The following is a 15,746-nucleotide window of genomic DNA, read 5'->3' as shown; positions in this document are numbered from 1 at the left end:
TATGAATCCCCCTTATTAGTTGTTTAGTCGCTCAGGAAAATAAAAAAAGACAATCATCCGCGCAGGATAATTGTCCGATGAAAAACAAAGACCTGCTGGGTTAAAGTGTTAATCCATGCAGGCTTTTTATTAACAGAAAAGTTAGCCGACACAGACACGTACTAATGATGTCTTTCTCATCAGGCGCATCTGTGTTAAAAGATTGCCCAATTTATCGGCTTTGCCAGTCACTATTCAAATTTTGGATTGAATGATTTAGCATGCTAACTTTCCCTTCTCTGACTAATTGCTGACAATTATAAGAAATTAATGAGGACACGTCAAGCTATTCTTGTTTGAAAATGAAAATTGGGGAAGAGTGTCAGGTCCTCAGGAGTTATTATTAGCAATAACTATTAAAACCGGTTAATATCAACTTATCAAATGGTATCGTTTAGAAACGGGGGGAATGAAGTGCAATGGGAGAAGCATTTAACTAACTTTACGCTGGCGTTAATTAGTTTGGGATTAATGATGATTTTGTCGCTAAGAACTGTTCAAGCTGAAGACATGAATGGCATTGCAGTTTCTCCCATTTATGATGAGACTGAACTCTCGCAGGACGGTTACTTCAACTTAAAAACGAAGGCCAACGAAACAGTCAATGTGGCGGTTCGAGTTGTGAATCAAAAAGCGACAACGCAGCAGCTGCGACTTAGTTTGAATGCAGCTTACACAAACGAGAACGGGATTATTTCTTATGATAAGGGAACGGCCCGTTCAAAAGATCAGAGCCAATTTGGTGAACTGGTCAATGGACCGCAAAAGAAGACCATCCGACTTAAAAGCGGCGAAACAAAGCGCGTTAGCTTCAGCTTGAAGATGCCAACTAACTCTTTTAGGGGACAACGCATGGGCGGAATCAGGGTTGTCAATGCGGACAACAAGCAAAAGCAAAGCATTGCCAACCAGTATGCGGTCGCCATTCCAATTGTCGTGCGCCAGAGCAACCAAACACTAAAGGGATCAATCACGACTTCAGGAGCTCGGTATAAGTTGCAAAATGGTAAGGGAATTCTGCAAATCAAAACGATTAATGATCAACCATGGGTGCTGCCAAAAGTTGTTGTCAGTGGCCAAATTGTTCGGGCAGAAGATCATCAGGTTGTTAGAAAGTTTTCTCAAAAGGAGATTGGGGTAGCGCCCCGCTCAAATTTTGATTGGCAGGTTACGCTTGATAAGCCGTTACCTGCTGGAAACTATCAATTAAACTACCGGGCGGTTGCAAACGCCACGGATCAAAAATGGCAATCGACTGAATCATTTAAGGTCAAGGCGAATCAGGTTACGATGCAAGACCAGCAAAAGACAGGGCTTAGCTGGGTGAAAATTTTGATTGGTCTATTTGTCGGATTGGCCATCGCCACAATTGGCTGGCTACTTTTTCGAATCAAACGTCCGCGTTAAGGACTAAACTACTCAAGGCACACGTCACTAGTTAGGGGACTGGGGGGACAGCGATGCTTCATAATGTTGATAAAAAATGGCTAAAAATAGGGATGTTCATTTTGAGTTTAGGCGTTGGCTTATTTGTTTTCATCGCAAACGGGTCGGCGGCTACTTTGCCAGATAATAATGATTACACCGCCTCGACTGGGACGGTTCGTTCGTCAGGTGTTTCAGATACGGGTACCTCAATTAGTACGGAATCACCAGTAGATATTAAAATTTCTGATGGCGATTTTACATTAAATTACGTGGACAAAACGGGCTACGTTTCTCCGGATGGAAGCACGAACAAAAGTGGTGTTTCCAGTCTGACTGATAGTAGTGGCAATATTAAATTAAATGATAATCAACTGATGTCAAACGGTAACCAGGCTTATACGGGTGGTTTCTTACAAGCCCGAGGAAAAATTTCAATTCGGGCCGTGTTGGCAAAGACGGATGGCGGGAACCTGGTCAGCAATATGTCTTCAGGAAACTACGGGGTTATGGTTCGCGTTGAAATGCCGGAAGATGTCGATGCCAGTGCGATGGCTAAGTCAATTGTGTGGGATCAAGCGTTCATGATGCTTCAAATTTCTGTACCAATCGCTGGCTCACCACAATTTCCGATGCAGTTTGACCACCACGTTTACCTTGATCCGGATGATCCTCACGCGTTCTTCCTTAAAGTAAAAGGAATTCCCCTTGAGCATTCGGAAAGATACCTGTTTCCTAGTAACCGAAGTACAATCAAATTAGCGCGTTTCGCACAGGATGGTCAGGACTTCAAAAATAACGTTTCTGACAATGGTGATTCAATTACCCCAACTGAACTGGGCACGAGTGCAGCGGGATCAGTTGATGCAGGTGGATCGATTATGTCGTCCTGGTACTTCCTACCACCAGTTTATGGGCCAGTTGCCTTAAATGGGACCATTGGCTACAGTTTGGCGCTGTTACAAAATGCGAACACCTTTTCTTGGCTAATTGGTTCAGGATTTGATGGAACCGCCAACATTAACTTTTACATTGATATCGCAAAGTACAATGGTAATTTGGCGGATAGCTCCCCAAATAAGCAATTAACCAAAGGAAAGCTAATGCCTTCACCACGAGCGGACGGTAAGATTAACCTAGGTTTAAAGATGTACGGAAGTAGTCAGCTAGTTGATCCTTTTAGTATCAATTCAAGTGGGACTAATTTTACGTTTGACCCCGGGAAATCACCGGTTGATTACGCACTCGTGAAAAAGGATCAAGTGAGTTCTGGGACAAATGTGCCCGTCACTTCAACCGTTAAATCTTGGAATGCCTATGCATCTCCATGGGATACTCGAAGCACCAATAAACTGAATACGACAACTTCAAGCTGGGAGTCAGTTGACGGGCAAAAGACGGAACTGCCTAACGTTTCTCAAACAGATTCACTAGTCGATCGGCTAGCGAAGCTTGATATCAAACTGGACGGACTCATGGTAAATGCCGGTAAAGGAACCGACGCCGCTGGAACCGATTATTCTGGTTCGCAGAATGGCACGGTGGGGGCAGTTGGCGCAAACCGATTTGCAAGAGTTGCGAACTACTTTGATACTTCTAAGCTGGATAGTAATGGCGAAGGGGCGTTGAGCAGTGCCAAGCTTTCGGTTGATAAAAGTAAGCTAAATTTGGCACCACTCTACAAAACCGCTGGAACGGCCGGGAAAGTAAGCCTAGCAACGGACGCGAGTTCAACGCTGCCGAACACGTCTACTGCAGCGGGACAGTACGTTTACTATGGCGGGAAATCAACCTTACCAAATGGCGATACGGCCCAAATCTTGCCGGCGCCAATGTTCTATACTCAAGGGACAATTCCTGCACCAACGACGAAATTCGATGAATCAACAGTCACAATCTACACCAGTCAACTGGCCAGCAGCAAGACGGTTACCGTCAGTGGGTCATGGGTAGATGATTACGCAAATCAGGACAGTGTGAGCGTGAAGGATAGTGTCACTGGAAATAGCGCGAACGCTGGCACCAATTTGACAGCCGCTTCTAGTAAGAACTTTGCCTTGAAATTAAGTAGTGGGAGTGTTTCTGGCGCCCTTAATCTAGGAACGGGAAGCTCATTGCTGGGAACCCATACGTTGACGGCCACAATTACCCAACCCAATGTCAAACTTAGTAATGGGCAAACGGTGACCACGGGAAAAACGGGCACGGCCAGCATGACCGTCAAAGTAGTGGATGACAGTCAGGTAGCCAACGTGTCAATGACTAAAGCGGCATTGAGCAATGGCAAGACCGTCACTAATTTAGCGGTTAAAAACGCAACGAGCAGTGCTGCGGGGGAAACGGTCACCCTGCAGAGTAAACTAACAAATGATGGAACGACCGCCATCACAACACCAGTCATTCAAAGTGATTTGGGAGCAAATCTCGGCTATAAAGGAAACCTAAGTGTGCTGGTTAACGGGGTAGCAATTACAACGGCAAATGCAACGACTAGTGGCAACACCTTATCGATTGCGCTGGGACAGACGCTAAAAGCAAAGGACCAGGTAACGGTTCAGTACCAGGTTCAAGTGACGAGCCCGTTACCGACGACTGGCGTAACGCTGAGCGACCTTTTGATGAGTGGTAGCGTCTTAAAGGCCAAGTCAAATGCGGTCACGTTAACGCCAATTGTTTCTGGATCACTCTCCTTGACCAGCGTGCCAGGCCCATTAGAGTTTGGCGACCACGATCTACCAACTGGTGGGGCAACATACGGTAACCAGGGAACCGGAACTCAGCTCACGGTTGTAGATGGTTTGACGAGTGGAAATGGATGGACTGTAAGTGCTGCATTGACGCCATTTGCAAGTGGATCTGCTCAATTCTCATCGGCTGGAATTAAGTTTGATACAGGGTTAAATCAGGTTAATGCCGATAACACAAACGTGGCGATTGCAACGCAAGCAAATGATTCAACCGGCTATTGGACGAAAGCATATCCGAATATTAAGATGGTGCTCAGTTCTGGCGTTTACGGTGCAAAGCGTTATCAAGCAACGATGACGTATACGTTAGCGGCAAATGTTAATCCAACATAAAAAAGCGTCCTCAATTGAAGACGTTTTTTAAATGGAACCCAAAATATTATTAAGCATGTGTAAGGCGATATTGTAGCGAATATCTTTGAAATACAAATAGGAGAACGATAAAAGCCAGCCAAGACTTGCGTAAAGCAACAACGTCCAATTAAAACTCAGTGTATGAAGGTAGCCGAAAATCAAACCACTAACGAAGACGCCCAAAACATTTGAGACAAGGGTGTTCTTAGAGAAGAAAAAGTTCAGAAAGAAGCCCCGGAAGATTGTTTCCTCAAAGTAGGGTGCCGCGATACAATCATAAATGGTGTTCCATAAGGGAAGCTGCATGACACCTTGATCAACCAGCTTTTGATTTGATGGTGAGGGCAAAATGTGATGAACAATCAGCTGCGACCAAACTAGTTGAATGCCAAACATGATTGCGAATAGCAGAATAAACTGCCAAAGCCGTTTTGAAGTGAGTGGCGTATGGCCAAAGTGCCGTGGATTATTTTTGGCAAGTTGCTTTTGGTAGAGCCAATGGAAGAGCCAAAGTAGAAGTGCGGATGCAATTAGCGTTAAGCCGATGTATTTAGCTGCCAGATCAGGATTGGTTCCGGCGAGACTTGATGCAGTGCTTAAAAATGCAGTTGCCGCTTGGTAGCCAATGAATAGAAGGACAATCCAAACGATTCGGAGTATTTGACGATTGAGATAACTTCCCATAAGATTCCTCCATATTCTATTAAATGTGGAACATAATGGGATACATTATACCATTATGACCAAGTTCTGAATATTTGACCGTGCTATTCGAGCGTGGTACTCTGGTTATTACGTGATTTAAACGATCGATATAAGAAGCAAGCATTGAGAGGAGAAACAGAATTGGCATTATTAGAGGTCAGCGACTTAAGCATGAGTTTCGCTGATAAAAAATTATACGATGGCGCAAGCTTTCAATTGAATAAGGGCGAACACATGGGCATTGTTGGCCAAAATGGTGTTGGTAAATCAACCCTCATCAAGATTTTAACGGAGGCGGAATTACCACTTGAAGGATCAATCAAATGGCAAAATCGGGTTCGAGTAGGGTATTTGGATCAATACGCCGATATCCCAGAAAAAATGACGCTGATCGATTTTTTGCACACGGCATTTGCTGATCTATACGCACAAAATGACCGAATGGCCGAGCTATACACGAAGTATGCTGAAACAATGGAAGACAAATTGCTTGAGCGTGCCGGTCGAATTCAAGAGGAACTCGAAGCCCGAAACTTTTACGATATTGAAACCGAAATTGAACGAGTTATTTCTGGTCTGGGCCTTGATGATATTGGTCGTGATCACGAAGTTGCTAAAATGTCTGGTGGTCAACGATCAAAGATTATTTTGGCTAAACTATTGTTGGAAAATCCAGACGTTATTTTACTGGACGAACCAACCAACTATTTAGATGTCGCGCATATTCAATGGTTGGAAGACTATTTGAATAACTACGAAGGCGCCGCAATGATCATTTCTCATGATTTTGAATTCTTACAAGAAGTGACCAACTGTATTGCCAACATTGCCTTTGGAAAAATCACAAAATACCGTGGAACCTTCAAGAACGCCATGCGTCAACGGGCTGAAAAGGAAGAAGTTCAACGCCGCGAATACGAAAAGCAACAGGTTAAGATTGAAAAAACCGAGAAATTTATTAGTAAGTTTAAGGCTGGTTCACGTTCAACATTAGCCAAGTCACGGGAAAAGATGCTAAACAAGATGGAACGGGTTGATCCACCGTCGACTAATATTCAAGCAACGTTCAACTTCCCATATGCGGATACGGGTTCACAAAACGCGCTGGTTGTTGACCAACTCTCCGTGGGTTATGAACATCCCTTACTGAAACCAGTTACTTTTTCAGTTAATACCAATCAAAAGGTTGGTTTTGAGGGCTTCAATGGTGTGGGTAAGTCAACGTTGATTAAAACAATCTTAGGCCAACTTAAGGCTAAGGGTGGGCACGTGGAATTCTCACCATCCGCTCGAGTAAGCTACTTTAGCCAGGATTTAGTTTGGGAAAATGATCAAATGACACCACTTCAAATCATTCAGGCGCAATATGAAAAATTACCGCAAAAGGCGATTCGGACGAAGCTTGCCAAATGTGGGTTAGATTCCGCCAACGCAATGAAGCCCATGCACCAGCTTTCTGGTGGTGAGCAGGTAAAGGTTAAGCTTGCAATGATGGAGTTTGAGCCAAGCAATTTCTTAGTTTTGGATGAGCCAACGAACCATTTGGATGACGAAACGAAGAACGCGCTCAAGGATGCTATCAAAGCCTTCCCAGGGAACGCCATCGTTGTCAGTCATGAAACGAGTTTTTATAATGGACTCGCTGATAAGATTCTGAACGTTGAGAAATTAAGTTTGCGTAAACAAAGTAAAGAGGTTTAACAATTAGATTAAATTGACGCCAAAAACGTGTCATTATTGCTAAAATATGGTTTATTAGAACTAGACGTAATTAATAAATTTAAGGGTGGCAATATGAAACGATTACTAAAGTTTTTGATGGTGATTTTTGTTTTGGGGATGGCAGCGTTTTTCATTAATCGATTTCTTGTGCAACCACATCAGGCCAAGGTTTTACAGCAACAGACTGAAAAGCTAAGCCAAACCAAAAACACGAAAAAAGTAACAAAGCCAATTAATGTAAATTGGCACAAATCCTCTCAAAAAAAGGCTTATCCTAATTTTGAGAGCATGGAAAATCCGTGGTTTAAGGTATCAATCAAGGATCAGCGGGTTTATGTTATGGACGGCAGCGAGCTGAAGTACACCATGTATTGTTCAACGGGGAAGGGAAAATCAACCCCAACTGGAACGTACACGATTCAGTCAGAACGTGGGGATTCTTTCTATAACCAACAATCAGGTGAGGGTGCCAATTATTGGGTGTCTTGGAAAGATCATGGCGTTTATTTGTTTCACTCGGTTCCGGTTGATAAAAATGGAAACTACATTAAATCTGAGGCAGATCGACTTGGCAAAGAAGCCAATTCCCATGGCTGCGTTCGGTTGACGATTGCTGATGCAAAATGGGTTTATGAAAATGTCCCATACGGGATGAAAGTTGTTATCACAAATTCATAGACACAATATATGGACATTCAAAAATTATTAACACAAAATGTATGGGTTTAGAAGCGCTAACCATGATGTTAGCGCTTTTTTTGTTTTCTAAAATTAGCTATAGTTCGTGTTTTAATGTCATAAATCGTTTTACCTTCGTATTTTCACTAGTTTTCAATTTAAAAGCTAACATTAGCTATTTTCATGTTGTAATAGTTCGGGGACAAGGGTACACTTAATATGTTAAATAAAAATAAAAGGGGAGTCAGTTCGATGCGAATCTTCAAACGATTAGCAACAATTGCCAGTGCACTTTTGCTTGTTACGGTTTTAGCTGCATGCGGGAAGAGCTCAAGTAGTTCATCAAGCAGCAGTTACACACCTAAGAAGTTAACGGTCCAATTTGTTCCATCTTCAAACGCCAACACCATTGAGGCGAAGGCGAAACCATTGGAAGGTCTACTTAAGAAACAACTTGGCATTCCAGTTAAGGTTTCTGTTTCAACCGACTACAACACAATTGTTGAAGCCATGGGGTCCAAGAAGGTTGACGTTGGATTCTTACCACCTGATGCTTACGTTTTAGCCCATAAGGAGTATGGGTCAAAGGTTATCTTACAAGCTGAACGTTACGGCTATAAGCAACCAAATGATCAGGAAACAAATAAACTGGTCAAAACGTATAAATCGCAAATTTTGGTTCGTAAGAATAGTGGGATTAAGACGATTCAGGACCTTAAGGGTAAGAAGATTGCGGTTCAGGATACAACATCAACTGCCGGCTGGATCTATCCAATTGTCGAACTGTATAATCACGGCGTAAATATCAATAAGAACAATATTTCAACGGTTCAAGTTAAGGGTCATGACCAAGGCGTGATGGCTGTCTATAACGGAACTGCTGATGCAGCGTTTGTTTTTGAAGGGGCCCGTGTCTTAGTTCAAAAAGATGCGAAGGATGTTATGAAAAAGGTCGTTCCAATTTACACGACGAAGGGGATCCCAAACGACACGATTACGGTTCGTAAGGATATGAGTTCTAAGTGGGATAAGAAGATTGCCAAAGCATTTAAGGAAATCGCTAAAACTAAAAAGGGTCACGAAATTATTTCATCCGTTTACTCACATGAAGGTTATGTAGATGCAAAGGACAGTAATTTCAACGTTATCAGAAACTATGACAAGACCGCAAAGAAGATCGATAAATAAGTCTTCAATTATTAATCAAGTTATTAAGGGGAGACGCAAATTGCGTACTCCCTTTTCCTTAAACTAGATAAATGAAGGGAAATAGAGCCAATGACAGATAATAATTTCATTGAATTTAAAAATGTGGGGAAGGTCTATCCGAACGGCACGGTCGGACTGGAGAATATCAATTTCAGTATTCCCAAAGGACAATTTTTGGTCGTCGTTGGTCTATCTGGCTCGGGTAAGAGTACCTTGATGCGGACGATTAACCGAATGCACGATGTGAGCTCGGGAGATGTTTTAATTGATGGCAAATCCATTATTCACTACAAGGGCAAAGACCTGAGAAACTTGAGACGAGAAATTGGCATGATTTTTCAAAACTTCAATTTGGTGAAGCGTTCAAGTGTTCAGCGAAACGTTTTATCTGGTCGAGTGGGCTATTACTCAACCTGGCGAAGTGCGCTAGGACTGTTCAGTGCTGCAGATAAACAAAAGACGGTGGAGGCGCTGCAACGAGTGGGCTTAGGTGAAAAGCTATATTCTCGGGCTGATCAGCTTTCCGGGGGCCAACAACAACGGGTTGCGATTGCTAGAGCGTTCATGCAGGATCCTAAAATTGTGTTAGCTGACGAGCCCATCGCTTCCCTGGATCCGTTAACGACGGATTCGGTTATGAATGATTTGAAGAGCTTAAATGATGATTTTGGCATCACGGTGATTGTCAATTTACATTCAGTTCCGTTAGCACAAAAATATGCCGATCGAATCATTGGGTTGCGAGACGGCAAACTAGTTTACGATAAGATGAGTGCGGACGTCACTGAAACTGACTTAGATGATATTTATCAGCCTGGTTATGGTGAGGGAAAGATTGAAAGGATGACAACGACCGCACCCATAGAAGGGGTGGTCTCATGAACGAAATCCCCAAGCGTTCCTTTGCCCAAAAATATCATGTAAAATCACTATTTTGGCTGGCGTTATTCATTATTTTAGTTTTTTGGACGGCCAATATTACCGGCGTAAATTTTGTCATGTTCTTTGACAACTTCGGCCAGTTTACGGATTTATTAGGAAAAATGGCAAAACCAGACTGGAGCTACTCAAAACTAGTCTTTGCCCCAATTTTACAAACGATTCAAATGGCGTTGATTGGGACAACCGTCGGAACATTGGTTGCCATTCCGTTTTCAGTATTAGCGGCTAGAAACATTGTTAAAAACAAATTCTTACGTAGCGTCATTCGGTTTATTTTGAACTTGGTCAGGACGCTACCTGATTTAATGCTTGCAGCTCTTTTTGTAGCCATCGTTGGTATCGGTCCGGTTGCTGGTGTTTTCACCCTAGCTGTTTTCTCATTTGGGATGATATCCAAACTATTTTATGAAGCAATTGAAACCATTGATGAAGGGCCACTTGAAGCCTTACAGGCAACTGGCGCAAGTCGTACCCAAGTTGTGATTTTTGCGGTAATTCCACAAGTGTTTAACTACTTTATTAGTTACTATCTGTATACATTTGAAATTAATGTTCGTGCGTCAACCGTCCTTGGGTACCTGGGGGCCGGGGGAATTGGGGTTTACCTACAGCGTTCATTAAACGAGTTTGCTTATGATCAGACCGCGGTCATTATCATTGCGATCCTGGTGGTTGTGTTAATCATTGATACCATCAGTAATACGATGAGGGAGCGACTATTATGAAAACTGTATCCGCAACTAATCAATTGCCGCTCAAACGAAATCCATTTAAATGGCTATTTTGGGTAATCATTATCGTCATCATGTTCATTTGGGCGTTTGCGGGAATTCCGTTTCATGGATTACAAGACTCGGCTGGCGAAGTCTCAAAGTCGATTGTTTCTGGCATTTTCCATCCGGATTGGGCATACGTCTATGACGGAAGTGGCGAGGACTTAGTGGGCCTGACGCTTCAAACATTAGCCATGGCCTTCTTGGGAACCTTTATCTCAGCTATTTTAAGCGTTCCCTTTGCCTTTTGGGCAGCTAGAAAGGGTCACAGCAAGGTTCATATGCGTTCCACCTCTGGCAAATTAGTGCTGACGTTGATTCGAACGTTTCCTGAAATTGTCTTAGCAATTATGTTCATCAAAGCAGTTGGACCGGGTTCCTTTGCTGGGGTCCTTGCCGTCAGCATTCACTCAATTGGGATGCTCGGAAAATTGTTCAGTGAATCAATTGAGAACATGGATGGCGGACCAGCAGAAGCGCTAACCAGTAGTGGTAGTAGCCACAGTCAAACTTTAATATTTGCCACACTGCCAACCGTTATGCCGGAATTTCTTTCTTACACGCTCTATCGATTTGAAATTGCTGTTCGTTCAGCGTCAATTCTGGGGATGGTTGGTGCCGGCGGGATTGGAACGCCACTCCTGTTTGCCATTCAAACGAGAAGCTGGTCGCGAGTCGGAATAATTTTGATTGGGATTATTATCACGGTAACGTTGATTGACTTTGTCTCGGGATCCATTCGGAAACGGTTGGTGTAGCGAATGAAGATTAGAATTCTGTCAACGAGTGACGTTCACGGCTATCTGTATCCGACTAATTACAGTAGTCGTGATGATCAACGAGACTATGGCTTTTTGAAGGTAGCCAGCAAAATCAATCAGTTGAAAAAGTCTGCAAAAGAAGATGAATGGGTCATTTGTATTGAGAATGGCGATTTCATTCAAGGGTCGCCGCTGACTTATTACACGGCAAAAAAGGCCGCCAAGTGGCGAACCGTTTATACCGACCTCACAAATTCAGTGGGGTATGACGCAGGAATTTTAGGCAATCATGAGTTCAATTATGGAATGGCTTATTTGGCTCAGTGTGAAGCTGGGCGCCACTATCCAATTTTGAATGCTAATTTTGAAGAAAAAAAGGGTGTTGGCATCATTGATGCGCCGTATAAAATTCTCCAAAAAGACGGAGTCAAGGTCGGCATTTTAGGACTGACGACGCACTTTATTCCACATTGGGAAAGTGCAGTGCACATTGAAGACTGGCAATTTCACTTAGCTGTCCAAGCTGCGAAGAAATGGGTGCCAGAATTGAGGAAACAAGTGGACGTACTCATTGTTGCGTACCATGGTGGTTTCGAAAGAGATCCAGATTCTGGCAAACAAACCGAACGATTAACTGGAGAAAATGAAGGGTATCAGCTGTTAGCGGAGGTCCCCGGAATTGATGCACTCGTGACGGGTCATCAACACAGAGAAATCGCTACAATGTGTCAGGGCGTTCCAACGACGCAGCCGGGTGAAAAAGGAATCTATATCGGTGAAATAACGTTAGCGTTGGATGAATCAAAAAGGATTCAAAGCGCCGTTCCAAATTTGATTGCTGTTAAGGATGAACCACTCGATCCTAAAGCAGCTTCGATTGTTACCCAACTCAATGATGAAGTCGAAAATTGGCTTGATCAGCCAATGGGGAAGGTTAGCGGTGATATGCGAATTTCAGATCCATTTGCGGCACGATTAAACGGCCACCCCTATCTGTCATTTATTAATCAGGTGCAGATGGCTGCGACTGGCGCGGATGTGTCTGGAACGGCGCTATTTAACGATGACGTATTGGGCTACGATGAAGTGGTGACAATGCGAAACATCGTCAATAGCTACGTTTATCCCAACACCCTCGTTGTTTCCAAGGTGACTGGTGCCGATTTAAAATTGGCGCTGGAAAGATGCGCGAGTTTCTTTGAAATTAAGTCGGATGGAAAAGTGGGCATTTCTTCCGCATTTAAAGATCCAAAGGTTCAGTACTATAATTACGATGTCTATAGTGGCATCCAGTATGAAATTAATTTAAGAAATCCCGTGGGTCAGCGGGTGACGAAGCTGCTGTACCATGGGCAACCAGTGACCCCTGTCCAACAAATTGAGGTCGCCTTAAACCAATATCGTGGGCTTGGTGGCGGTGACTATTCAATGTTTAGCGCCGATAAAATTAGTAAAGAAGTGCAAATCGATATGACGGAATTGATTGGTAGCTATTTTGCCGATCATCCGCTTGTGAATGCGAAGCAAGACAAAAATTTCAAAATCATTGATTGAAAAGATGCTGAATCCCTTAGCATCTTTTTTAAATTTCTCTAATTTTGCGCCTAAATGGCACTGAGAATGCTAAAGTTAGCTGGGTAAACTTTGAATGAAAGGGGCTATTCAGTTGAGAACACAACACTACCCAGCTTATCAGCAATTATATTTTGGATTACTATTAGCGGCTGTTGCTGGCAGCCTGGACGCTTATACTTATTTGGAACACGGGAGCGTCTTTGCAGGACTTCAAACAGGAAATTTAATTTTACTCGGAATTAGTATCAGTAATGCAGAATGGGGAAAAGTTGGCTACTATCTAATTGCTCTATTGGCTTTTATGATTGGCACAATCATTGTAAAAGCCCTGCAGCATTTGCTAACGCAGAAGCCATTTCAGTTGTCTGCTGTCATTTTAATTTACGAATTGGTCCTAATGGCCGCCGTTATTTTGGTGGGGAGCGCGGTTTCAAACGTCATGATCATCGTTCTTTTGTCATTAGCGGCCTCCGCCCAACTCCAACAATTTCGACAATTGGAAGGGCAACCGTTTACGTCAATTATGATGACGGGCAGCATTCACGGGCTTGGTGAAGGGATTTATGAGTCCTTTATCATGGGTAACCGAGAGAAGCGCCCGCAAGTTAAAACGGGAGCGCTAGTCCTACTAAGCTTTTTGGTGGGGGCATTTCTTGCCGCAATTTTCGCACCGTGGTTGCAAAATCGCGCCGTGGCGGTACCACTGATTTTATTGATTGGTGCAGTTATTTATTTGTTTAAGCATCGACGAGATGGTCTTGAAACTGCCACGGAACCAAATTTTGAAGAATCCGACAGTTCCCAAGAGGAACCCACTAGGAGCCGAACAAGAAGTAGAAGAGGACACTAAAAAAAGCCCGCGCATTTGCGCGAGCTTTTTGATTAATCTTTAAAATTATCTGATTCAACGTCACGAATGAAAGTTGCCAAATGATCATAATACACTGGGGCATTATCAATCATATGGTGATGGCCACCCTCTGGCGTCGTTGCAAGACGCGCGTGAGGAATTGCCTTAGCCATTCGTTTAGCAGTATCAAGTGGCATTGTTTCGTGCTCACCAAAGGTTACTAACGTTGGCACTTTAATGTCCTTAAGCTTATCGGTGAAGTTCCATTCCTTCAGCTTACCAGTAACGACGAATTCGTTGTCGCCTTGGAAAACGTTGTAGACTGCCGTTGCCATTGTTGAAGCAAGGTGAGAAATGGCGGCTGGCTTTTTACGGTCAACGTAGCCATCGTTCAAGACGTCAACGTAGCTTTGGTATTTGGCATCGTCCCAGTCGCCTGAGGCCTCTTTTTCCTTCATGTAAGCAACTGCTTCAGCAGGAAGGGCTTCTTCACGAACTTGGTTGATGTGCTTTGTATAGTCATCAATATTGTCGACCATTGATGAGATGATAGCACCTTTCAAATGTTGACCGTATTTGGCAGCGTACATTTGAACGAGGGCACCACCCCATGACTGACCGATTAAATAGAATTTGTCGATGCCAAGCTTTTGGCGAACTTCTTCAACTTCATCCAAGAAGTAGTCGTAAGTGAGGTACTTGTCCGCAATCTTTGGATCATCGTAATCGGGTTGATCTGAGTAAAATGAACCAAGTTGATCATACATGTGAACCTGTACGTTCAAGCCTTGTTTCTTTAATTGTTGAGCAGTATCTTCCCAGTATTCATGGGTTCCACCAGGGCCACCGTGCAGTGCAAGCAAATGAATATCGCCTTCACCTTGTGTGTTGGTCCATAAATGGTAACCGTTGTCGAGCGTAATAATTGTCGTCCCTTGTTTCATGGTATCCCTCATTTCAGAATAGATTAGTAACAATCATATCACGAAAATGAAAATTAGGTGTGAATGGTAGCGAAATAATCGTATGAATATTTCAAAAATCTGGTAGACTAAATCTAAATGAAGCAATACCATAGGAGGATTCAATTTGAAAACGGCAGTTATCACTGACACAGCTAGCTACTTAGACCCAGCAATTGCGGAAGCAGCTGGTATTCATATTGTTTCAATTACCGTGATTTTTGGTCAACAGACTTTTCTCGAAAATGAAACCATCACGTACAAAGAATTTTATGACAAAATGCGTGCGGATAAAATTATGCCTTCAACGGCGCAGGTGACAATGGCCCAGATGCAGGAGCAATTTGACGAATTGGCAGCGGCTGGATTTGATGAGGTTGTTTGCATTAATTTATCGAGTGGCATTACCAGCTTCTTTGAGAATTTGAGTCGTTACGCAGAATCCGTGGAGAATATCAAAGTCGTGCCGTTTGATTCTAAAATGGCAAGTGAAGGTGAAGCGTGGTTGACACTACTTGCTGCGAAAATGGCGAGAGCCGGCAAAAACGCGGCTGAAATAGTCCCAGAGCTTGAAAAGCTTCGGGATTCCAACCACGTTCTGTTTGCGGTTGATAATTTATCACACCTTCTTCATACGGGACGAATTACGAACAGTTCTGCGCTCATTGGCAACCTATTGAAAATAAAACCGATTCTCACGTTTGAAAACGGGAAGATTGTGGCACTTTCGAAAGAGCGAACAATGAAACGCGCCTTCAACAAGATTAAGGAACACATTAATGAAACCCTTCCTGACATGAATTATCCGGTTAGAATCGGCGTTATTAATGGAAATAATCCTGCTGAAGAGGCCCATTGGATTGAACAACTTCAAGGAGAAAACTTAACGGCTGGGGGACAGCCGGTCGTGATTGAGGCTGGCGAAATTGGTCCTTCAATTGGTGTTCACACGGGTGAAGGTGTGATGGGAGTTGTTTGGAGTCGCGATTGGGAAAAAATGTAAT

At 43.3% G+C, this 15,746-nt stretch carries 13 protein-coding genes; 11 read left to right on the top strand and 2 right to left on the bottom strand.

Translation table 11 applies throughout. The features are described 5' to 3' along the window. The first annotated feature begins 453 nt into the window (after positions 1–453). Complete coding sequence (locus tag FGL90_RS02545; protein WP_010619460.1) at positions 454–1,446, top strand: DUF916 domain-containing protein; 993 nt, start codon at positions 454–456, stop codon at positions 1,444–1,446. Between the two features lie 53 nt (positions 1,447–1,499). Continuing rightward, on the top strand, positions 1,500–4,544 hold the full coding sequence (locus FGL90_RS02540) for an autotransporter outer membrane beta-barrel domain-containing protein (protein ID WP_147656706.1): 3,045 nt from the start codon (positions 1,500–1,502) through the stop codon (positions 4,542–4,544). Positions 4,545–4,571: 27 nt separating this feature from the next. On the opposite strand, the gene FGL90_RS02535 is transcribed toward FGL90_RS02540, so the two are convergent. After that, positions 4,572–5,249 carry a CPBP family intramembrane glutamic endopeptidase gene (locus FGL90_RS02535; protein WP_010619462.1) on the bottom strand — a complete coding sequence of 226 codons (678 nt, stop codon included), beginning with the start codon at positions 5,247–5,249 and terminating at the stop codon, positions 4,572–4,574. A 162-nt stretch (positions 5,250–5,411) separates the two neighbouring features. Between FGL90_RS02535 and FGL90_RS02530 the strand changes: the two genes are divergently transcribed. The 8 genes from FGL90_RS02530 to FGL90_RS02495 all read left to right on the top strand — a co-directional run bounded on the left by FGL90_RS02530 (position 5,412) and on the right by FGL90_RS02495 (position 13,780). Further along, positions 5,412–6,971: an ABC-F family ATP-binding cassette domain-containing protein gene (locus tag FGL90_RS02530; RefSeq protein WP_010619463.1), complete on the top strand. Its 1,560-nt coding sequence runs from the start codon at positions 5,412–5,414 to the stop codon at positions 6,969–6,971. A 93-nt stretch (positions 6,972–7,064) separates the two neighbouring features. Then, positions 7,065–7,670, top strand: a complete 606-nt coding sequence (locus FGL90_RS02525; RefSeq protein WP_225423046.1) for a L,D-transpeptidase — start codon at positions 7,065–7,067, stop codon at positions 7,668–7,670. Positions 7,671–7,922: 252 nt separating this feature from the next. Further along, positions 7,923–8,858 carry a phosphate/phosphite/phosphonate ABC transporter substrate-binding protein gene (locus FGL90_RS02520; protein ID WP_010619465.1) on the top strand — a complete coding sequence of 312 codons (936 nt, stop codon included), beginning with the start codon at positions 7,923–7,925 and terminating at the stop codon, positions 8,856–8,858. 90 nt (positions 8,859–8,948) lie between these two features. Beyond that, positions 8,949–9,761 carry a phosphonate ABC transporter ATP-binding protein gene (gene phnC, locus FGL90_RS02515; protein WP_147656703.1) on the top strand — a complete coding sequence of 271 codons (813 nt, stop codon included), beginning with the start codon at positions 8,949–8,951 and terminating at the stop codon, positions 9,759–9,761. Next, entirely contained in the window at positions 9,758–10,546 is a 789-nt protein-coding gene (phnE, locus tag FGL90_RS02510) for a phosphonate ABC transporter, permease protein PhnE (protein WP_010619468.1), read from the top strand. Before phnC ends, phnE (FGL90_RS02510) begins: the two co-directional genes overlap by 4 nt. After that, positions 10,543–11,352: a phosphonate ABC transporter, permease protein PhnE gene (gene phnE / locus FGL90_RS02505; protein WP_147656702.1), complete on the top strand. Its 810-nt coding sequence runs from the start codon at positions 10,543–10,545 to the stop codon at positions 11,350–11,352. The genes phnE (FGL90_RS02510) and phnE (FGL90_RS02505) overlap by 4 nt, the downstream gene beginning before the upstream one ends. A 3-nt stretch (positions 11,353–11,355) precedes the next feature. Then, positions 11,356–12,909 (top strand): bifunctional metallophosphatase/5'-nucleotidase, encoded by a 1,554-nt coding sequence (locus tag FGL90_RS02500; RefSeq protein ID WP_147656701.1) that lies wholly within the window; start codon positions 11,356–11,358, stop codon positions 12,907–12,909. Between the two features lie 112 nt (positions 12,910–13,021). Beyond that, positions 13,022–13,780, top strand: coding sequence for a YoaK family protein (locus FGL90_RS02495; RefSeq protein ID WP_050899312.1), 759 nt, complete (start codon positions 13,022–13,024; stop codon positions 13,778–13,780). A 32-nt stretch (positions 13,781–13,812) separates the two neighbouring features. On the opposite strand, the gene FGL90_RS02490 is transcribed toward FGL90_RS02495, so the two are convergent. Continuing rightward, entirely contained in the window at positions 13,813–14,724 is a 912-nt protein-coding gene (locus FGL90_RS02490) for a proline-specific peptidase family protein (RefSeq protein WP_147656700.1), read from the bottom strand. 145 nt (positions 14,725–14,869) lie between these two features. Here FGL90_RS02490 and FGL90_RS02485 point away from each other — a divergent pair, with 145 nt between their 5' ends. Further along, a complete protein-coding gene (locus FGL90_RS02485) occupies positions 14,870–15,745 on the top strand; it encodes a DegV family protein (RefSeq protein ID WP_010619473.1) in 876 nt (291 codons plus the stop codon). Position 15,746 lies beyond the last annotated feature (1 nt).

This window comes from Secundilactobacillus malefermentans (genome assembly GCF_008033155.1).
Lineage (GTDB): Bacteria > Bacillota > Bacilli > Lactobacillales > Lactobacillaceae > Secundilactobacillus > Secundilactobacillus malefermentans.
The sequence above is the reverse complement of the archived record's forward strand: the minus strand, read 5'-3'. Positions and strand labels throughout refer to the sequence as shown.